Consider the following 20,074-nt stretch of genomic DNA (forward strand, 5'->3'; position numbering starts at 1 on the left):
CACCGGAAAATGAGGGAGAATGCCCGAGTGGCGGCGGATTTCAAGGCTTTCAGGGGTGACTACCAGGAGCTCGTGGACGAGATCTCGGAGCTGCTCGGGGTCCCGGCGACCCTGGAGAACCGCGACTTCGAGCTGATCGCCTTCGGGGCGTACGACAGCGACGACGAGCTGGATCCCTCCGCGCTGGACCCGGTGCGCACCCGCTCGATCCTGACCCGGCGCTCCACGGCGACCGTGCGCGCCTGGTTCGAGGGCTTCGGCATCACCCGCGCGACCGGCCCGGTGCGGATCCCGCCGAGCCCGGAGGCGGGGGTCTACCGCGGCCGGATCTGCCTGCCGGTACGGCATCGGGGTGTCGTCCTCGGGTACGTCTGGCTGCTGGACGGCGATCCGGGACTGACGGACGCGCAACTGGCCGCCGCGATGGAGGTGGCCGGCCGGATCGGGGCGCTGCTCGCGGACGAGGCGGAGGCGGGGGCCGGGCTGAGCCGGGAGCTGCGGGCGGTGCTCACCGCCGAGCGCGGCTGGCAGCAGGACATGGCGGTGGCGGAACTGCGTACCGCGCTCGGCCCCCGTGCCGACGGCCCGCTCACCCTCGTCTGTGTGGCGCCCTGGCCGTCGGCCGACCCGGAGGACGCCCCCGCCGCCCGTACGATCCCGCACGCCACCGCGCTGTGCACGCTCCCCTGGGGGACCTCGCAGCAGAGCCTCGCACTGCTGGTACGGCTGCGCACGACGGAGGTGAGCACCCCCGCCCTGGCGGCGGCCACACGGTTGCTGAAGGAGGCCGAGGGGGCTCACCTCGCGCCGGGAAGCGGGGCGCGGGGCGGCGGGGCGACGGGCAGCGGGGCGGTGGGAGGAACGGGCCGCGGGGCTGGTACGGCAGGTGGAGCGGCGCGGGGGGCAGAGGCGGCCCCCGGGACAGGGGCGACGGGAGGAACGGCGCGCGGGGCACAGGCCGGGGTAGGGCCCGCTGCGATGGGCAAGGCGGCACGTGGAGCCGGGGCGCGGGCGGCTGCGGCGGCGGCAGGGGTCACCGGAGCGGCCCGGGCCGGGGGCGCGGGGTGCGCCGCCGGGGTCGGTGATCCCCGGGTCGGCCTCGCGGAACTGGGCACGGTCTGGCAGGAGGCCGCCGCCGCCACGCGCGCCGCGCTGGCCGAGCCGCGGTTCGGGCCGGTCGCACAGTGGGCGCGCATCGGGCCGTACCGGCTGCTGACCGCGCTGCCACCGGAGGCCGCCCACGACCCCGTGGCCGGCCCCCTGCTCTCCCCCGCACACCGGGAACTGGCCCGCACCGCCGAGGTCTACCTCGACTGCGCGGGCCAGGCCGCCCGCACCGCCGCCGAACTGGGCGTCCACCGGCAGACTTTGTACTACCGGCTGTCCCGGGTGGAGCAGTTGACGGGCCTGGACCTGGACGACGGCGAGGACCGCCTGCTGCTGCACATGGCGTTGAAACGGGCACGGCTGTAACCATTCTGCCCGGTCTCGGCACAGCGGCAGCTCACCGGGTGCCGTCCGCGCCCGCCGCCGCGGTGATCCGCCGCAGGCCCTCGGTGAGCTGCTCGGCGGTGGTCGCCGAGTCCGGGTCGAAGAGCCACTGGACCATGAGGCCGTTGAGGAGGGTCAGGTAGAAGCGGCCCTCGGTCTCGGCGGCCTCCTCGTCGAGGTCGGCCTCCGGGATGCCGCTGAACAGGGACACCAGCCCTGAACGGCCCTCCTTCTGCGCCTCGGCCAGCAGCTTGCGCACCTCCGTGATCCGGTCGTCGTCCTGGAACATCAGCTCGAAGCTGAGCAGCCAGATCGCCCGTGACTCGGGGACGGTGCGGATGATGGTCGTCCACACCTCCTGGAAGCGCTCCAGCGAGCCCGGCGACTGGCTGAACTCGCCGCCGTAGGCCGGATCGAACCTCTCGCCCACGCCCTCGATCAGCGCGACATAGGCCTGCACCAGCAGCGCGTCCTTCGACCCGTAGTGATAGCCGATCGACGCCAGGTTGGTCCCCGACTCCTTGACGATGTCCCGCGCGGTCGTGCGCAGGAACCCCTTCTCCAGCAGGCAGCGCTTGGCGCCCTCGAGCAGATCCTCACGGTGTCCCATGCCCACCACCCTAGCGCCGGTCCATACGACCGTCCTAGACAGATGACTTATACACTCGTTCTAGACAAGCGTTTAAGACGCTCGTACAGTCACTGGCATGACGAACTCGACGAGCACCACCACCTCCGCCGGCGCCGACAGCGCCGCCCCCGCCCGCGCCGGGCGCCGCGAGTGGACCGCTCTCGGCGTGCTGATGCTGCCGCTGCTGCTGGTCTCGATGGACGTCTCGGTCCTGTACTTCGCGACCCCCGCGATCAGCGCGGACCTGCACCCGGGCGGCACCCAGCAGCTGTGGATCTTCGACGTCTACGGCTTCGTCCTGGCCGGCCTGCTGATGACGATGGGCTCCCTCGGCGACCGCATCGGCCGCCGCAAGCTCCTGTTGACGGGCGCCGCGGCCTTCGGCGGCGCCTCGCTCCTCGCGGCCTACGCCGACAGCGCCGAGACCCTGATCGCGGCCCGCGCGATCCTCGGCATCGGCGGTGCGACCCTGATGCCGTCGACGATGGCGCTGCTGCGCACGATGTTCACCGACCCCGCCCAGCGGGCGAAGGCGATCGGCCTGTGGTCCGGCGTGATGACCGGCGGCATCGCGCTCGGCTCGGTGATGAGCGGCATCCTCGTCGAGCACTTCTGGTGGGGCTCGGTCTTCCTGGTCAACCTGCCCGCGATGGCCCTGCTCCTGCTCCTCGGCCCGGTGCTGCTGCCCGAGTCGAAGGACCCGAACCCCGGCCGCTTCGACTGGGTGAGCGTCCCGCTGTCGATGGCCGCCGTGCTCCCCGTGATCTACGGCCTGAAGGAGATCCCCTCCGAGGGCTGGCACCCGCTGTACGTCGTCTCGGTCACCGTCGGCCTGCTCTTCGCGGCCCTGTTCGTCCACCGGCAGCGCACCAGCGCCTCCCCGCTGATCCCGCCGGCCCTGCTGAAGGGCCACGGCTTCACCCCGGCGCTGGTCCTCAACCTCATTGCCGCCCTCGCCATGATGGGCTCCGCCATCTTCACCACGCAGTACCTGCAGTCGGTCCTCGGCAAGAGCCCGCTGGCGGCCGCCCTCTGGAGCCTGCTGCCCTCGGTGTTCATCGGCTTCGCCGGTCCGGTCACCGCAATGCTCATCCAGCGGGGGGTCAACCGGGGGTACGTCGTCTCCGGTGGCTTCGCGGCCATGGCCGCCGGTTACTCCATGCTCGCCCTCGTCGGCACCGACTCGTTGTGGCTGGCGCTCGCCGGAGCCGGCGTCCTCGCCTGCGGGATGGTCGCGATCGTCTCCCAGCTGACCGACCTGGCGATGAGCTGCGCCCCGGTGGAGCGGGCGGGCACGGCCTCCTCCCTGCTGGAGACCAGCGCCGAGTTCGGCGGCGCGCTCGGCATGGCGGTCCTCGGCTCGATCGGTACGGCGGTCTACCGCCACGAGATGCCGGCCACCGCCCCGGCCGGGGCCCGCGAGACCCTGGGCGACGCCCTCGCCACGGCCGCGCAGCTGCCCGGCCGGGCCGGACAGTCCCTCCTCGCCACGGCCCGGGAGGCGTTCACCACCGGCATGCACGGCGCGGCGCTGGCCGGGGCGGTGATCCTGGTGCTGGCGGCAGTGGGAGCGGCGCTGTCCCTGCGGAGGATCGAGGTGCGGAACGACGCGTAGGACACCACAGAAGAACGCCGGACGGGCTGACGAAAGTCAGCCCGTCCGGCGTTGGAGGCTCTCTCAGGCGAGGTTCACCGAGCGGGCGGACGTCGCGCCGATCTCGGAAGCGACCTCGGCCAGCACGGCGGAGCCCACCGTGTCGTCCACGGTCAGCACGGCCAGCGCCTCGCCGCCGGCGACCGCGCGAGCGACCTGCATGCCGGCGATGTTGATACCCGCCTCGCCGAGGATGCGGCCGACGGTGCCGACGACACCGGGGCGGTCCTCGTAGCGCAGGACGACCATGTGGTCGGCGAGGGCGAGGTCGACGTCGTAGTCGCCGACCGCGACGATCTTCTGGACGTGCTTGGGGCCGGCCAGCGTGCCGGAGACCGACACCTCCTCGCCGTCCGCGAGCGTGCCGCGCACGGTGACGACGTTGCGGTGCTCGGCCGACTCGGAGCTGGTGGTCAGCCGGACCTCGACGCCCCGCTCCTGCGCGAACAGCGGCGCGTTGACGTACGACACGGTCTCGTCGACGACGTCCTCGAAGACACCCTTGAGCGCGGACAGCTCCAGCACCTTCACGTCGTGCTGGGTGATCTCGCCGTAGACCTCGACGTCGAGGCGGACCGCGACCTCGCCGGCGAGCGCGGTGAAGATCCGGCCGAGGCGCTCGGCGAGCGGCAGACCCGGCTTGACGTCCTCGGCGATGACACCGCCCTGCACGTTGACCGCGTCCGGCACCAGCTCACCGGCGAGGGCGAGGCGTACGGACCTGGCGACCGCGATGCCCGCCTTCTCCTGGGCCTCGTCGGTGGAGGCGCCGAGGTGCGGGGTGCAGACGACCTGGTCCAGCTCGAACAGCGGGGAGTCGGTGCACGGCTCCTTGGCGTACACGTCGAGGCCGGCGCCGGCGACGCGGCCCTCCTTCAGCGCCGAGTACAGCGCCGCCTCGTCCACGATGCCGCCGCGCGCGGCGTTGACGATGCGCACGCTCGGCTTGACCTTGCGCAGCGCCTCGTCGCCGATCAGGCCGAGGGTCTCGGGGGTCTTGGGCAGGTGGACGGTGATGAAGTCGGAGACCTCCAGCAGCTCGTCCAGGGACAGCACCTTGACGCCCATCTGCGCGGCCCGCGCGGGCTGGACGTAGGGGTCGTAGGCGACGACCTTCATGCCGAAGGCGGACATGCGCTGGGCGACCAGGGCGCCGATGCGGCCGAGGCCGACGACACCGAGGGTCTTCTCGGCCAGCTCGACGCCCGTGTACTTGCTGCGCTTCCACTCGCCGTTCTTCAGCGCGGCGTTGGCCTGCGGGATGTTGCGGGCGGAGGCCAGGATCAGACCGCAGGCCAGCTCGGCGGCGGTCACGATGTTGGAGGTCGGGGCGTTGACGACCATCACGCCGGCCTTGGTGGCGGCGGAGACGTCGACGTTGTCCAGGCCGACGCCGGCGCGGGCGACGACCTTGAGCTTCTTCGCCGCGGCGATGGCCTCGGCGTCGACCTTGGTGGCGGAACGGATCAGGATCGCGTCGACATCGGCGATGGCGGGGAGCAGTTCGGCTCGGTCCGCTCCGTTGGCGTGCCGGATCTCGAAGTCCGGGCCGAGTGCGTCCACGGTCGCGGGCGACAGCTCTTCAGCGATGAGTACGACGGGTTTCGAGCTCACGTGAGGTCCTCACAAGTCCAGAGCATGCGGACGGCCGTCCCGACGGCCGCAGGCGGAGGAGGGGGGCTAGCCGCGGAAGACGCACGACGCTGTGGGCCTGACGCGTGTTGTGTGCAGCAGTCTAGTGGCGTGGCGGCGGGCGGAATGCGCCTCCACGGAAGGATCACCCGGACGGGCAGCTCCATTTTGTACGGAGGCTTCGCCCCGGATGGACGAAGGGGGCCGGAGCAGCATGCCCCGGCCCCCGACATGAGGCCTACGCCTCCTCGTTCACCCAGCTCATCAGCTTGCGCAGCTGCTTGCCGGTGGTCTCCAGCAGGTGCTCGGAGTCCTGCTGCTTGTACTCGTTGTACTTCTTCAGGCCGCCGTGGTACTCGTCCATCCACTGCTGGGCGAAGGAGCCGTCCTGGATCTCGGCGAGGACCTGCTTCATCTCGGCCTTGGTGGCGTCGGTGATGATGCGCGGGCCGGTGACGTAGTCGCCCCACTCGGCGGTCTCGGAGATGGACCAGCGCATCTTCTCCAGGCCGCCCTCGTACATGAGGTCCACGATCAGCTTCAGCTCGTGCAGGCACTCGAAGTAGGCGATCTCCGGCTGGTAGCCGGCCTCGGTCAGGGTCTCGAAGCCCGCCTTGACCAGCGCGGCCGTACCACCGCAGAGGACGGCCTGCTCGCCGAACAGGTCGGTCTCGGTCTCCTCGGTGAAGGTCGTCTTGATGACGCCGGCGCGGGTGCCGCCGATGCCCTTGGCGTAGGACAGGGCGAGCGCGAAGGCGTTACCGGAGGCGTCCTGCTCGACGGCGGCGATGCACGGAACGCCGCGGCCCTCCTCGTACTGACGGCGCACCAGGTGGCCCGGGCCCTTGGGGGCGACCATGCAGACGTCCACGCCGGCCGGGGGCTTGATGAAGCCGAAGCGGATGTTGAAGCCGTGGCCGAAGAACAGCGCGTCGCCGTCCTTCAGGTTCGGGGCGATGGACTCCTCGTAGACCTGGGCCTGGATCGGGTCCGGGACCAGGATCATGATGACGTCGGCCTCGGCGGCGGCCTCCGCCGGCGTCACCACGCGCAGGCCCTGCTCCTCGGCCTTGGCCTTGGACTTGGAGCCCTCGTGCAGACCGACGCGGACGTCGACACCGGAGTCACGCAGCGACAGCGCGTGGGCGTGGCCCTGGCTGCCGTAGCCGATGACCGCGACCTTGCGGCCCTGGATGATGGACAGGTCGGCGTCAGCGTCGTAGAACAGCTCGGCCACTTTGGGTTCTCTCCTTGGTGTGCAGGTTGTGCGTCCCACCGTATGACGGTGAGGGGAAGGGAAGTCTCGGGGTCTCGGCATCCGGGCGGACGGCGTGTCGCCGACCGCCCGGTTTCAGCCGTACGTCAGTTGTACGCCTCGGCCTTACGCGGAGCGGTCGAGGGCGCGCAGCGAGCGGTCGGTGATGGAACGGGCGCCGCGGCCGATCGCGATGGTGCCGGACTGCACCAGCTCCTTGATGCCGAACGGCTCCAGCATCTTGAGCATGGCGGACAGCTTCTCGCCGGAGCCGGTGGCCTCGATGGTGACGGCCTCCGGGGAGACGTCGACGGTCTTGGCGCGGAACAGCTGGACGATCTCGACGATCTGGGAGCGGGTCTCGTTGTCGGCGCGGACCTTCACCAGGACGAGCTCGCGCTGCACGGCCTGGCCGGGCTCCAGCTCGACGATCTTCAGCACGTTGACGAGCTTGTTGAGCTGCTTGGTCACCTGCTCCAGCGGCAGGTCCTCGACGCCCACCACGATGGTGATGCGGGAGATGTCGGGGTGCTCGGTGACACCCACCGCGAGCGAGTCGATGTTGAAGCCGCGGCGCGAGAACAGGGCGGCGATCCGGGCGAGGATGCCCGGCGTGTTCTCCACCAGGACGGAGAGCGTGTGCTTGGACATGGTCTTTTTACGTCTCTCTCGCTCAGTCGTCTTCGTTGTCGCCGAAGTCGGGGCGGACGTCCCGGGCGGCCATGATCTCGTCGTTGGAGGTGCCGGCGGCGACCATCGGCCACACCATCGCGTCCTCGTGGACGATGAAGTCGACGACGACGGGGCGGTCGTTGATGGAGTTCGCCTCCTGGATGACCTTGTCCAGGTCCTCCGGGCGCTCGCAGCGCAGGCCCACGCAGCCCATCGCCTCGGACAGCTTCACGAAGTCCGGCACGCGCGTGCCCTTGGCCTCCGGGTTGATGTCGTCGGGGCCGCTGTGCAGCACGGTGTTGGAGTAGCGCTGGTTGTAGAACAGGGTCTGCCACTGGCGGACCATGCCGAGGGCGCCGTTGTTGATGATGGCGACCTTGATCGGGATGTTGTTCAGGGCGCAGGTGGTCAGTTCCTGATTGGTCATCTGGAAGCAGCCGTCGCCGTCGATCGCCCAGACGGTCTGGTCCGGCGCGCCGGCCTTGGCGCCCATGGCGGCCGGGACCGCGTAGCCCATGGTTCCGGCGCCGCCGGAGTTCAGCCAGGTGGCGGGCCTGTCGTACTGGATGAAGTGCGCGGCCCACATCTGGTGCTGGCCGACGCCCGCGGCGAAGATCGTGCCCTCGGGCGCGAGTTGGCCGATGCGCTCGATGACCGCCTGCGGGGAGAGCGAGCCGTCCTCGGGCTGGTCGTAGCCGAGCGGGTAGGTGTCGCGCCAGCGGTTGAGGTCGCTCCACCAGGCGGTGTAGTCGCCCTTGTGGCCCTCGCTGTGCTCCTTCTGCACGGCCTGGACCAGGTCGGCGATGACCTCGCGGGCGTCGCCGACGATCGGCACGTCGGCGGCGCGGTTCTTGCCGATCTCCGCGGGGTCGATGTCGGCGTGGACGATCTTGGCGTACGGGGCGAAGCTGTCCAGCTTGCCGGTGACGCGGTCGTCGAAGCGGGCGCCGAGGGCGACGATCAGGTCGGCCTTCTGCAGCGCGGTGACGGCCGCGACCGCACCGTGCATGCCCGGCATTCCCACGTGCAGCGGGTGGCTGTCGGGGAACGCGCCGAGCGCCATCAGGGTGGTGGTGACGGGCGCTCCGGTGAGTTCGGCGAGGACCTTCAGTTCGGCGGTGGCGTGCGCCTTGAGGACGCCGCCGCCGACGTAGAGGACGGGCCGCCTGGCGGAGGTGATCAGCTTGGCCGCCTCGCGGATCTGCTTGGCGTGCGGCTTGGTCACCGGGCGGTAACCGGGCAGGTCCATGGTGGGCGGCCAGGTGAAGGTGGTCTTCGCCTGCAGGGCGTCCTTGGCGATGTCGACCAGGACCGGGCCCGGACGGCCGGTGGAGGCGATGTGGAACGCCTGCGCGATGACCCGCGGGATGTCCTCGGCCTTGGTGACGAGGAAGTTGTGCTTGGTGATCGGCATGGTGATGCCGACGATGTCCGCCTCCTGGAAGGCGTCCGTGCCGATCGACTTCGAGGCGACCTGGCCGGTGATCGCGACCAGCGGGACGGAGTCCATGTGGGCGTCGGCGATCGGCGTGACCAGGTTGGTGGCGCCCGGGCCGGACGTGGCCATGCAGACGCCGACCTTGCCGGTGGCCTGCGCGTAGCCGGTGGCCGCGTGGCCGGCGCCCTGCTCGTGGCGGACCAGCACGTGACGGACCCGCGTCGAGTCCATCAGGGGGTCGTACGCCGGCAGGATCGCGCCGCCGGGAATGCCGAATACCGTGTCAGCGCCGACCTCCTCGAGGGAGCGGATGAGGGACTGCGCACCCGTGACGTGCTCGACGGGGGCGGACTGCTGTCCTCCGGATCGGGGCCGCGGCTGCGGATGGGCCCCGGTGGCCTGCTCGGTCATCGGCATTCTCTTCTCGATGCTGAGGGTTTTTGCGAGGTTTGTGCGGAGTTCAGGCGCTGCACGAATGGCACTCGTGCAACAAAAAACCCCTCGTGCCGCAAGGCAAGCGAGGGGAGCGCGCCGGTGTGGTCGCTGGGGTTTCCGGATCGTCCTCCGGTGGGTCCCAGCTCAGCCGACGCGCTGTCCAAGTACGAGAATTCGGGTGCGCATGGCACTGACCCTCCCCCCGACGCGCACCACGTGTCAAGTGGGTGGGACGGGAGTCTCAGAATGTGAGCGTAGGGCACCGCCGCCTCCGAAGACAGCCGTAACACCCCCTGTGTACACCCCTGAGTGCCCCTTCGGCTCGCTCACACTCCCCGCGAACGCCGGTTCGGCCGGTGCGTGCGGCACCGGGTAGTGACCGGACCCGAGCGCCCGGCGCAGCCGGTACTCGTCCAGCGGCCCCGCGAACGCCATGCCCTGCCCGTGCGTGCAGCCCATCGCGCGCAGCGCGACGACCTGCTCCGGCAGGTCCACCCCCTCGGCCACGGACTGCAGCCCGAGATCGCCGGCGATCCGCAGCAGACCGCTGGTGATCTTGTGCAGCCGCGCGGACTCCACGACGCCCTCGACCAGACCGCGGTCCAGTTTCAGGATGTCCACCGGGAGCCTTCTGAGGGCGGTGATGGCCGCATAGCCGCTGCCGAAGCCGTCCAGTGCGATCCGCACCCCGAGCCGGCTGAGCGCGGTCAGCCGCCGCTCCAGCTCGTCCAGGGGGATCCGCGGATCGGTGTCGGACAGTTCCAGGAGCAGCGCTCCGGGCGGCAGCCCGTGCCGGGTCAGCAGCGCCTCCACGGAGCCGAGCGGCATCGAGCGGTCCAGCAGCCGCCGGGCGCTCGTACGGACGGCCACCGGTACGACGGTCCCGGTCGCGGCCCGCTCGGCCGCCTGCTCGACGGCCTCCTGCAGGATCCAGCGGTCCAGCTCGGCGGTCTTGTCGCCGTCCTCGGTGACCCGCAGGAACTCGGCCGGGGTGAACAGCACCCCCTGCGAGGAGCGCCAGCGTGCCTGCGCCGAGACCGCCGTGATCCGGCCGCTCGCCAGGCACACCACCGGCTGGTGCAGCAGGGCGAACTCGCCGTCGTGCAGCGCGGCACGCAGCCGGGTGGCCAGCTCCGCCTTGCGTACGACGTCCTGCTGCATCTGCGGCTTGTACAGCTCGACCCGGCCCTTTCCGGCCGCTTTCGCGCGGTACATCGCGAGGTCGGCGTTGCGCAGCAACTCCCCCGCGCCGAGACCCTGCTCGGCGAAGGCGACACCGATGGAGGCGTTGACCCGCACGTCGCTGCCGTCGATGGCGTACGGCTGGGAGAGGGTCACCCTGAGGCGGTCGGCGAGCTCCAGGATGTTCCGCTCCCGGGCGGCATGCTCCCGGGTGCCGTCCCCGACGATCAGGGCCGCGAACTCGTCGCCGCCCAGCCGGGACGCGGTGTCCCCCTGCCGGACCGCGTCCTGGAGTCTGCGGGCGGCCTGGACGAGCAGCTCGTCCCCGGCCTGGTGCCCGATCGTGTCGTTGACGGCCTTGAAACCGTCCAGGTCGATGAAGAGCACGGCCGTGCCCCGCAGGGCGGCGCCCCGGTCGGTGGCGCGGCGGCCGGACAGGGCCTGCTGCACGCGCCGGGTGAACAGCGCGCGGTTGGGCAGGTCGGTCAGCGGGTCGTGCTCGGCGTTGTGCTGCAGCTGCGCCTGCAGGCGGACGCGCTCGGTCACGTCCCGGCTGTTGAAGATCAGGCCGCCGTGGTGGCGGTTGACGGTCGACTCGACGTTGAGCCAGCCGCCGTCCCCGGACCGGAAGCGGCACTCGATGCGGGTGGTGGGTTCCTCCAGGGGGCTGGAGGCGAGGAAGCGGCGCACCTCGTGCAGCACGCAGCCCAGGTCCTCCGGGTGGATGAGGCCGGCCAGCTCCGTGCCCACCAGGCCCTCGGCGGGGCGGCCGTAGACACCGGCGGCGGCCGGGGAGACGTACCGCAGGACGCCGTTGGGCGCGGCGATCATGATCACGTCGCTGGAGCCCAGCACCAGTGAGCGGAAGTGGTTCTCCTTCTGCGCCAGTTCCTGGGTCAGGGTGATGTTGTCCAGCAGCATGATGCCCTGCCGGATGACGAGCGCGAGCACGACGGCGCCCGCGGTGATCAGCACGACATGGTCGGGCCGGCGCCCGTTGAGGACGTTGTACAGGATGCCCAGGGTGCACACCGCGGCGGCGAGGTACGGCGTGAGGGCGGCGAGGGAGCCGGTGAGCGGCCGGCCGGCCGGATACCGGCTGTGATCACCTCCCGGGGCGGGCACGGACACGTGGTGGAGGCCGGTGCCGCGCAGTCCGGGCACGTGCTCGTGGACCACGCGCGTGTGCCCGTCCGGTACGTGCGCCTCCTGTGCGCCCTTGCGGCGGGGTGCGGCCCAGGGGGCGTAGGCGAGCAGCAGCGATCCCGCGAACCAGCCGGCGTCCAGCAACTGCCCGGAGTGGTAGCTGCTGTGCAGCAGCGGCGAGGTGAACAGCGCGTCGCACATCACGGTCAGCGCGAGCGCGCCGATCGCCGTGTTCACCGCGGTGCGGTTGCCCGGGGTGCGCCGGAAGTGCAGCGCGAGCACCATGCTGACCAGCGCGATGTCGAGCAGCGGGTACGCCAGCGACAGCGCGGTGTGCGCCACGCTCGGTCCGTCGAACCGGGCGGCCTGGGCGAGCGCCAGGCTCCAGGACAGCGTGAGCAGCGAGCCGCCGATCAGCCAGGCGTCCAGCGCCAGGCAGATCCAGCCGGCCTTGGTCACCGGCCGCTTGGCGATCACCAGCAGGCCCACGATGGCCGGCGGCGCGAAGCACAGGAAGAACAGGTCGGCGTAGGAGGGGCTGGGCACCGGCCGGCCGAGGACGACCTCGTACCAGCCCCAGACCGCGTTGCCGAGGGCCGCCATCGCCGAGGAGAGGGCGAACAGCAGCCAGGCCGAGCGGAAGCGGACGCGCCGGCTGCGGGCGTACAGGAAGCACGAGACGGCCGCGGTGCCCGCCGCGGCGCTCAGCCCGAAGTCGCCCATGATCAGTGCCACTTCGTCCGTACCCCAGTCGAAGGCGGCCCCGACGGCGTAGGCCGCGCAGACCAGGGCGAGAACGAGTTGCTGCATCGTGCGCGTACGCTCACCGGCGGCCGGCCGGCGGCGCGGCGGCGCCTGCTGCGGACGCGGTGCGCACACCGCCGCGTCGAGGGCGGTCGTCACCGAGGGCGGCGCGCTCACCGGGGCCTCCCGGTCCGCGCCGATCCCCGGCCCCGACGGTCCCGGTGCGCTGGGTGCGCATGCCTCCTGCGACCGCTGTGCCTGCGCTGCTGATGGCTGTGATGGCAGGTGTGATGGCCGCGTCTGCGCGCGGCCGTGCGCCAGGGTCGTCGGCGGCTCCGCCGCGTCGGATCGTTCGTCCATAGGCCGTGCATCGCCCGTCGCCCCCCTCACAAATCTGAAATGTCCATCCCCGGCGCCGAACGGTAGGCGGCGCAGCCCCTGTCGGGACGATACACCAGGATCGTCACTCAGGGACATAGCTTCTCTACGCTCCGTGACGACCAGCGGGGATACGGGTACGGGCCGCATCCGGGGGGTTGCGGAGGGTGCAGGAAGCGGATTACGCGCCTGTCGTCAGGATCACGTTCCGCAGCGGCTCGTGGTTCACGAACCGGGTCAACTGGTTGACGAGCAGCCGCTCGGCGCGCGGCAGGAAGGCGGAGGTGGGCCCGCCCACGTGCGGGCTGATGAGCACGCCGGGGGCCTGCCAGAGCGGGTGTCCGGGCGGCAGCGGCTCGGGGTCGGTGACGTCCAGGGCCGCGGTGACACGGCCGCTCTCCAGCTCCGCGAGCAGGGCCTTCGTGTCGACGACGGGACCACGCGCGACGTTCACGAGCAGCGCCCCGTCCTTCATCCGCGCCAGGAATTCGGCGTCCACCAGGCCCCGCGTCTGCTCCGTCAAGGGCGTGGAGAGGATCACGACGTCGGCGTGTGGAAGCAAAGAAGGCAATTCGGTGAGCGGATGCACCGGACCGCGCGCCGTGGTGCGCTCAGAGCGCGCGACGCGCGCCACCCGCGCGAGCTCAAAAGGCGCGAGCCGGTCTTCGATGGCGGCGCCGATGGAGCCGTAGCCGACGATGAGGACGGACTTGTCGGCGAGCGCGGGCCGGAACCCGCCGAGCCACTCGCCGCGCTCCTGGGCCCGGACGAAGTCGGGGATGCCGCGCAGGGAGGAGAGGACCAGGGTCAGCGTCAGCTCGGCGGTGCTCGCCTCGTGCACCCCGCGCGCATTGCACAGCCGCACGCCCGGCCGCAGGTGGTGCAGGCCCGGCTGCACATGGTCGATCCCGGCCGACAGCGTCTGTACGACCTCGACGGAGACCATCTCCGGCAGCGGGCGCACACCGATGCCGGAGGGCTTCATGTAGGGCACGACGTAGAAGCAGCAGTCGGCCGGGTCGCCGGGAAAGGGCTGGTCACCGTCCTCGCCGCCGTCCCAGAACAGGTACCGGAGCCCCTCGGGAAGCCCCTCGATCTCCTCCGGCGCGATGGGAAGCCACACGTCTGCAGTCATGGTTGGAGGCTATGTCAGGCGGCTGTGTCAGGTACGCGCGCGTGCAGAGGTTAGGTTGGGGGCCGGGCAGAGGGAGGTTCACGAGCAGGTGGAGCGCAGGACGATCGGCGCGGGGGCACTCGCGATGGGGGCCGTCGGACTCGGGTGCATGCCGATGAGCTGGGCGTACAGCGGGTCGCGGCAGCGGGGCGACGAATCGCTCAGGACCGTGCACCGGGCGCTGGACCTGGGCTCGACCCTCCTGGACACGGCGGACATGTACGGCCCGTTCACCAATGAGCTGCTGCTGGGCCGGGTGCTGAAGGATCGGCGCGCGGACGCCTTCGTGTCCACGAAGGTGGGGCTGCTGGTGGGCGAGCAGCACATCGTGGCCAACGGCCGCCCCGGGTATGTGAGGCGGGCCTGCGACGCCTCCCTGCGCCGGCTCCAGACGGACGTGATCGACCTCTACCAGCTGCACCGCGCCGACCCCGAGGTCCCCGTCGAGGAGACCTGGGGCGCGATGGCCGAGCTGGTCCGGGCCGGCAAGGTGCGGGCGCTGGGCCTGTGCGCGGTGGGCGCGCGCGGCGGCCGCCGCTCCGGGTCGGGGCTGCACGACGGCACGCTGCGCCAGCTGCAGCGGGTGCAGCAGGTGTTCCCGGTGGCCGCGGTGGAGGCGGAGCTGTCGGTGTGGTCGCCGGAGGCGCTCCGGGCGCTGCTGCCGTGGTGCGAGGCGCGGGGCGTGGGTTTCCTCGCCGCGATGCCGCTGGGCAACGGCTTTCTGACCGGCACGCTGACTCCGGGCGAGGGCTTCGAACCCGACGACGTCCGCGCCCGGCATCCCCGTTTCACGGCGGAGATGATGGCGGCCAACCAGCCGATCGTCGCGGGCCTGCGCCGCATCGCGCGCCGCCACGGCGAGCACGTCACCCCGGCCCAGGTGGCCCTGGCCTGGGTCCTGGCCCGGGGCCGCCATGTGATCGCCCTTCCCGGTACCAAGCAGGAGCGGTGGGCCGTGGAGAACGCGGCGGCGACCGGCCTGCGGCTGACCGAGGCCGACCTGGCGGAGGCGGCGGGCCTGCCGGCGGCTCAGGGGTCGTGGGACTGAGGGGCTCCGGGAGGCGGAGACGGTGATCGGCGGATCGGTTCCGGGAACGCGCCCCCGGTCGGCCGACCGGGGCGGCCGAGCCGCCGGGGCGGGTGGCGAGACCGCCGGCCGCCCCGTTCGTCTTCCTGACCTGCCCGGGAGCGGCTCGGCGGGCAGGTGTGCGCGTTCGGTTCCGGCAGAGGGGGCACCCGGGCGGGGCGGGCAGTGTATGAGAAGTGGCACGTGCCGCTGGATGACCGCCTCGAAGGGACCGTGATCGTGCAACGACGAGCTGTGTCGGCCGTGTTGGCCGCGGCCGCCCTCCTGCTGACGGCCGGCTGCTCCTCCGACGGGGCAGGACCCCCTGGCGCCCCCGGGGGGGCGACGGCCACGGGTACGGCACCGGGCACGGCCCCCTCCGGCCACGCCACCGAGACGGCACCGCCGGCCAAGGGCTCGGTGAAGGTGCTGCGCACCGTGACCGAGGGCCTGCGGACACCGTGGGGCCTGGCCCCGCTGCCCGGCGGCGATCTGCTGGTCTCCTCCCGTGACGACGGCACGATCATCCGGATCGACGAGAAGACGGGCCGCAAGACCGAACTGGGCACGGTCTCCGGGGTCTCCCCGGCGGGCGAGGGCGGCCTGCTGGGCATCGCCCTCTCCCCCGGCTACGCCTCGGACCACATGATCTACGCTTACTTCACCTCGGCCTCGGACAACCGCATCGTCCGCATGCTGTACGACGAGCGGAAGCCGCCCGGTGAGCAACTGGGCGCTCCGGACACGGTGTTCAAGGGCATACCCATGGGCCTGATCCACAACGGCGGCCGGATCGCGTTCGGCCCGGACGGCATGCTGTACGCGGGCACCGGCGAGAGCGGCACGGGCGGTCTGGCCCAGGACAGGAAGTCCCTGGGCGGCAAGATCCTGCGCCTGACCCCGGAGGGCGAGGCGGCCCCAGGCAACCCGTTCCCCGGCTCCCCGGTGTATTCCTACGGCCACCGCAACGTCCAGGGCCTGGCCTGGGACGACAGACAGCGCCTGTTCGCCTCGGAGTTCGGCCAGGACACCTGGGACGAGCTGAACGCGATCAAGCCGGGCGCGAACTACGGCTGGCCGAAGGCCGAGGGCAGGTCCTCCGATCCCGCCTTCCAGAACCCGATAGCCCAGTGGCACACCGACGTCGCCTCCCCCAGCGGCATCGCCTACGTCAAGGGCGTGATCTGGATGGCGGGCCTCAGGGGTCAGCGCCTGTGGCGCATCCCGCTCAAGGGCGCGGAGGCCTCGGCGGCACCGCAGGCCTTTCTCACCGGCACGTACGGCCGGCTGCGCACGGTGGTCGCGGCGGGCGGCGACAAGGTGTGGCTGGTGACGAGCAACACGGACGGCCGCGGCCACCCGAAGAAGGGGGACGACCGGGTGCTGGAGGTGGAGGTGAGCTAGGGCCCACCCGACGGCTCAGCCCGTTCGGTGCCCTCGTCCGGGCTCTCCTCCGGCTCCGTCTCGGCGGGCGGTGGCTCCGGCAGGCGGATGACCGCCTTCCCGGAGGCCAGGTCTATCGGGCCCCGGCCGGGGTCGTTGTCGCCCACGTCCTCGCGGGTCAGCTCCAGGCGGTTCTGTTCGTCCCGGGTGTGTTTGCGACCGGGTGCGAACAGTTCCTCGAAGGCGTTGAACACAGCCCCCCCGCTTTCTCCCCCTTGTGGCTTTTCTCCAGCGTAGGTCTCAGCCCGCCGATCCGGCAGTGAGCGTGTCGGCCGGGAACAGCCCCAGCCGGTGCGCCACCGCCGCCGCCTCGCCCCGGCCGGAGACGCCGAGCTTGCTCAGGATGTTGGACACGTGGACGCTCGCGGTCTTCGGGGAGATGAACAGCTCCTCGGCGATCTGACGGTTGGTGCGGCCGGCGGAGACCAGGCGCAGCACGTCCCGCTCCCGGCTGGTGAGGCCGAGGGCCGCGGCCGGATCGGTGGAGCCGAGGGCCTGCCGGGGCGCCCGGGTCAGCGTGAGGCGGGCCCGCTGGGCGAGCCGGGCGACGGCGTCGGCGAGGGACCGGGCGTCGAGGTGGGCGGCGACCGCCGCGGCCAGCCGGAGCAGCTCCACCGCGCGGTCGCGTTCGTCGTCGCCGCCGTCGGCCAGGAGTGCTCCGGCGAGGCGGTGGCGGACCCGGGCGAGCTCGTAGGGGCGGTCCAGGCACTCGAAGGCGGTGACGACCGGCGACCAGTCGTCGGCGGTGTCCATGCCCTCCGCACGGCGCAGCTCGGCGCGGGTCCACCGGTCGTAGGCCTGCCAGAGCGGGGCGCCGGTGGTGAGACCGCGTACGGCTGCGCGCAGCCGGTCGAGGATCTCGGCGCGCCCGGGCTCGGCGGCGGGCAGGGTGCGGGCCTCGGCCTCCGCGGTGGCGGCGGCGCGCAGCAGCGGCCAGCCGTAGCGCTGGGTGCCGGGTGGGAAGCCGTCGTCCAGGGCCCGGAGCAGTTCGGCGCGGGCGTCGGCGATACGGCCCTCCTCGGCGGCGACGCCGAGGGCTACCCGGGCCAGCGGCAGGTAGTGCTGGGGCATGGGGTCGTGGGTGCCGTAGTGGGCGCGGGCGGCGGCGAGTTGGCGGCCCGCCTCGGCGAGGTCACCGCGGGCCAGGGCGAGGTGCGCGAGCCGCAGGGCGCCCTGTCCGCGAGGCTTGGCGCTGTGGCCCACCCGGGTCGCGTCGGCGGCGGTCTCGGCGGCCTCCGCCCAGTCGCCGAGCGCGTAGAGCGCCTCGGACAGGTTGCCCCGTATCCAGGACTCGGAGTCCAGCAGTCCGTGGGTGCGGGCGAAGGCGATGCCCTCGCGCAGGAGGGGAACGGCCTCCCGGTCCTGGCCGATGCTCTGCAGCTGGGAGGGCAGGTTCACATACGCCCGGCCCGCGACCTGGTGCACGCCCTCCGCGAGGGTGTCGTGCAGCACCCGCCGCAACTCCGCCAATCCGGTCTCGGTGTCGCCCGCGTCCACCTCGAGGCAGCCGAGGGTGAGCCGGGCGTGCAGTTCGATGTCACGGGCGCCGACCATGCGCGCGTACTCCACGGCACGCTCGGCGGCGGCGAAGGCGTCGGGTCCGGGCCGGTGCAGCATGGACCAGTTGGCGGCGAGGGCCAGCACCTCGGCGTGCACCTCGGACGGCGGCAGGCCCCGCACCAGGTCCTGCGCGGTGGCCAGTTCCTGCCGGCCGTCGCCGCGGCCCTGGGCCTGCACCAGCCGGGAGCGCTGGATCCAGAACCAGGCGGCGCGCAGGGGGTCGGGCTCCTCCTCCAGGAGGCGCAGTGCCCGCTTGGTGATCTTCAGCGCGCGTTCGCGTTCCCCGCCGAACCGGCCCGCCACCGCCGCCTCGGCCATCAGGTCGAGGTAGCGCAACGGGGCGGTGGCCGGGTCGCAGCCGCACGGAGGGTAGACCTCCGTGTAGTCCACCGGGCGCAGGGCGGAGCGCACCTCCTCCGGGACGCCGTCCCACACCTCCATCGCCCGCTCCAGGAGCCCGAGTTGCTCGGTGTAGGCGTGCCTGCGGCGGGCCACGACGGAGGCGTCCAGGACGGCGGGCAGGGCCTTGGCGGCGTCGTGGGCGTGGTACCAGTAGCTGGCGAGGCGCATCACGCGCGCGTCGGCCGGGACGAGCGTGGGGTCGGCCTCCAGGGCTTGGGCGTAGCGGCGGTTGAGCCGGGAGCGTTCGCCGGGCAGCAGGTCGTCGGCGACGGCCTCGCGGACCAGGGAGTGCCGGAAGCGGTAGCCGTCGCCGGCCGGGGTGACGGTGAGCATGTTGGCGCCGACGGCGGCCCGCAGCGCCTCGATGAGGTCGTCCTCGCCGAGCTGGGCGACGGCGGCGATCAGCCGGTACTCCACGGTGGAGCCGCCCTCGGCGACGACCCGGGCGACCCGCTGGGCGCTCTCGGGCAGCGCCTCGACCCGGACCAGGAGCAGGTCGCGCAGGGAGTCGGTGAGGCCGGTGCAGCAGCCGTCGCAGGCGGCGACGGCGAGTTCCTCGACGAAGAAGGCGTTGCCGTCGGAGCGTTCGAAGATCTCGTCCACCTGCGCGGGGTCCGGTTCGGCGGCGAGGATGCCGGCGATCTGGCGGCCCACCTCCTCGCGGGTGAAGCGGGCGAGTTCGATACGGCGGACGGTGCGCAGCCGGTCGAGTTCGGCGAGCAGGGGGCGCAGCGGGTGGCGGCGGTGGATGTCGTCGGAGCGGTAGCTGGCGAGGACGACGAGCCTGCCTGCGCGCAGGGTACGGAAGAGGTAGGCGAGGAGATGGCGGGTGGAGGCGTCGGCCCAGTGCAGGTCCTCCAGGACGAGCACCACCGGCCGCTGGTCGGCGACCCGTTCCAGCAGCCGGGCGGTGAGTTCGAACAGGCGGGCCATGCCCTGCTCGTCGTGGCGGCCGGCGCCGGCCTCGCCCAGGTCGGGCAGGAGGCGGGCCAGTTCCTCCTCCTGGCCCTGGGCGGCGGCGGCGAACTCCTCGGGCAGGGCGTCGCGCAGGGCGCGCAGCGCGGTGGAGAAGGGCGCGAACGGCAGCCCGTCGGCGCCGATCTCCACGCAGCCGCCGACGGCCACGACCGCGTGCCGGCCGGCGGCCGTGGCGAACTCCTCGACGAGGCGGGTCTTGCCGACCCCGGCCTCACCGCCGAGCAGCAGCGCCTGGGGCTCGCCGGCGCGGGCGCGGGCGAGCGCGTCGTTCAAGGTGTCCAGCTCGTCGGTGCGGCCGACGAACACGGGGCTCACGGACCTGGTCTCCACGGGCCCGAGCATCGCACGAGGCCCGGACGACAGGGCAGCGGTTTTCCACAGGTTCGGTCTGATCGTCGTACCGGTGGCCGGGGCGGTCGCGGCACCGGACGGAAGGGTCGTACGACTGGGATGGGCAGTCGTACGACCCTGGTCCGGCAGGTCCTCCCTAAGGCGGCCGGCCCCCGTACGGTCACCTTCCGGCCCGGCCCCGTCCGTAGGTCCGGTGGTCACGCGGTGCGCGGGGTCCGGTGCGGGCGGGGCCGGTCGGTATGGGACTCGGCGAGCGCGCCGGCGTGGCCGGCGGAGCCCTCGCGGCGGGCGGCGCGGCGGGCCCGGGCGACCTCGCGGGCCAGGCGCGCACGCTCGGCCTCGTGGATCAGCTCGGCGGAGCGCACCTTGTGGTACTCGAACTCGATCATGACGTGTCCTTCGGGGAGAGCCGGTGTCGTGCGTCGCCTTCTGCGATGCCTCC

14 protein-coding genes are annotated in these 20,074 nt (G+C 72.3%); 4 read left to right on the top strand and 10 right to left on the bottom strand.

The window, feature by feature from the left end; translation table 11 throughout:
• Window positions 1–9 precede the first annotated feature (9 nt).
• Complete coding sequence (locus SRB17_RS37410; protein ID WP_153545382.1) at window positions 10–1,473, top strand: helix-turn-helix domain-containing protein; 1,464 nt, start codon at window positions 10–12, stop codon at window positions 1,471–1,473.
• Between the two features lie 31 nt (window positions 1,474–1,504).
• On the opposite strand, the gene SRB17_RS37415 is transcribed toward SRB17_RS37410, so the two are convergent.
• On the bottom strand, window positions 1,505–2,101 hold the full coding sequence (locus SRB17_RS37415) for a TetR/AcrR family transcriptional regulator (protein ID WP_153545384.1): 597 nt from the start codon (window positions 2,099–2,101) through the stop codon (window positions 1,505–1,507).
• Window positions 2,102–2,198: 97 nt separating this feature from the next.
• On the opposite strand from SRB17_RS37415, the gene SRB17_RS37420 reads away from it, so the two are divergent.
• Window positions 2,199–3,737, top strand: a complete 1,539-nt coding sequence (locus SRB17_RS37420) for an MFS transporter (RefSeq protein WP_153545386.1) — start codon at window positions 2,199–2,201, stop codon at window positions 3,735–3,737.
• Between the two features lie 63 nt (window positions 3,738–3,800).
• Here the strand turns inward: SRB17_RS37420 and serA are convergent, their stop codons facing one another.
• From serA to SRB17_RS37455, 6 genes are all read right to left on the bottom strand, one after another.
• Entirely contained in the window at window positions 3,801–5,390 is a 1,590-nt protein-coding gene (gene serA / locus SRB17_RS37425; RefSeq protein ID WP_323377030.1) for a phosphoglycerate dehydrogenase, read from the bottom strand.
• A 256-nt stretch (window positions 5,391–5,646) separates the two neighbouring features.
• On the bottom strand, window positions 5,647–6,645 hold the full coding sequence (gene ilvC / locus SRB17_RS37430) for a ketol-acid reductoisomerase (protein ID WP_323377032.1): 999 nt from the start codon (window positions 6,643–6,645) through the stop codon (window positions 5,647–5,649).
• 144 nt (window positions 6,646–6,789) lie between these two features.
• The gene (gene ilvN, locus SRB17_RS37435) at window positions 6,790–7,314 is read right to left on the bottom strand and encodes an acetolactate synthase small subunit (RefSeq protein ID WP_018544678.1); all 525 of its coding nucleotides are present in this window, start codon (window positions 7,312–7,314) and stop codon (window positions 6,790–6,792) included.
• Between the two features lie 22 nt (window positions 7,315–7,336).
• Entirely contained in the window at window positions 7,337–9,184 is a 1,848-nt protein-coding gene (locus SRB17_RS37440) for an acetolactate synthase large subunit (protein WP_194294247.1), read from the bottom strand.
• A gap of 243 nt (window positions 9,185–9,427) precedes the next feature.
• Window positions 9,428–12,640, bottom strand: coding sequence for an EAL domain-containing protein (locus SRB17_RS37450; RefSeq protein ID WP_153545392.1), 3,213 nt, complete (start codon window positions 12,638–12,640; stop codon window positions 9,428–9,430).
• 199 nt (window positions 12,641–12,839) lie between these two features.
• Complete coding sequence (locus SRB17_RS37455) at window positions 12,840–13,793, bottom strand: 2-hydroxyacid dehydrogenase (protein WP_153545394.1); 954 nt, start codon at window positions 13,791–13,793, stop codon at window positions 12,840–12,842.
• A gap of 88 nt (window positions 13,794–13,881) precedes the next feature.
• Between SRB17_RS37455 and SRB17_RS37460 the strand changes: the two genes are divergently transcribed.
• Together SRB17_RS37460 and SRB17_RS37465 are read left to right on the top strand one after the other, a co-directional pair.
• The gene (locus SRB17_RS37460) at window positions 13,882–14,880 is read left to right on the top strand and encodes an aldo/keto reductase (RefSeq protein WP_323377036.1); all 999 of its coding nucleotides are present in this window, start codon (window positions 13,882–13,884) and stop codon (window positions 14,878–14,880) included.
• A 273-nt stretch (window positions 14,881–15,153) separates the two neighbouring features.
• Window positions 15,154–16,302, top strand: a complete 1,149-nt coding sequence (locus SRB17_RS37465) for a PQQ-dependent sugar dehydrogenase (protein ID WP_323377092.1) — start codon at window positions 15,154–15,156, stop codon at window positions 16,300–16,302.
• Here SRB17_RS37465 and SRB17_RS37470 read toward each other — a convergent pair.
• The 3 genes from SRB17_RS37470 to SRB17_RS37480 all read right to left on the bottom strand — a co-directional run bounded on the left by SRB17_RS37470 (window position 16,299) and on the right by SRB17_RS37480 (window position 20,021).
• On the bottom strand, window positions 16,299–16,535 hold the full coding sequence (locus tag SRB17_RS37470; RefSeq protein ID WP_323377038.1) for a DUF6191 domain-containing protein: 237 nt from the start codon (window positions 16,533–16,535) through the stop codon (window positions 16,299–16,301). The genes SRB17_RS37465 and SRB17_RS37470 overlap by 4 nt on opposite strands.
• Window positions 16,536–16,581: 46 nt before the next feature.
• Complete coding sequence (locus SRB17_RS37475) at window positions 16,582–19,623, bottom strand: helix-turn-helix transcriptional regulator (protein ID WP_153545399.1); 3,042 nt, start codon at window positions 19,621–19,623, stop codon at window positions 16,582–16,584.
• 206 nt (window positions 19,624–19,829) lie between these two features.
• On the bottom strand, window positions 19,830–20,021 hold the full coding sequence (locus tag SRB17_RS37480) for a hypothetical protein (protein WP_153545400.1): 192 nt from the start codon (window positions 20,019–20,021) through the stop codon (window positions 19,830–19,832).
• Window positions 20,022–20,074 lie beyond the last annotated feature (53 nt).

Source organism: Streptomyces sp. RB17 (assembly GCF_009604455.1).
Lineage (GTDB): Bacteria > Actinomycetota > Actinomycetes > Streptomycetales > Streptomycetaceae > Streptomyces.